Below are 411 nucleotides of genomic sequence, written 5' to 3' on the forward strand. Positions count from 1 at the left end.
AGGCCTCGGCGCAGGAGCGTGATGCGTTTGATGAGGCGTTCGCGCAGGTGTCGATCACCAATGATGCGGTCGGGCATGTGAATATCGAGGCGTGTGTGCCCGCCCATGTGGGGGTGTTTCTGCGGGATCGGATCGCGGCGTTGATCGGGTTGCGGGTGTGTCGCAATGATCGGCGCACGCTCGGGCAGCAGCGGGTCGCGGCCCTGGCCGAGTTGACGGGGGTTCCGGGTGGGCACCTGTCGTGTACGTGTGGTCGGGATGGGTGCGCGCGGGTGACGCGCGATCCCGACTCCGAGCCGGTCGACGAGACCGCAGCGGAGACCCCGGCGGATGCGGCTGAGGCCGCCGAATGGGAGGCGCAGCTACCGGTACCTGTCGATGCCGACGCACCTGCCGACGACAGCAACCCTG

At 68.4% G+C, this 411-nt stretch carries 1 pseudogene; it reads left to right on the top strand.

What is annotated here, in order from left to right:
- Positions 1 to 411 (top strand): annotated as a pseudogene (locus ACLQ3C_RS21545) (HNH endonuclease); the annotation flags it as partial.

It is taken from the genome of Gordonia sp. DT30, assembly GCF_049844915.1.
Taxonomy (GTDB): domain Bacteria; phylum Actinomycetota; class Actinomycetes; order Mycobacteriales; family Mycobacteriaceae; genus Gordonia.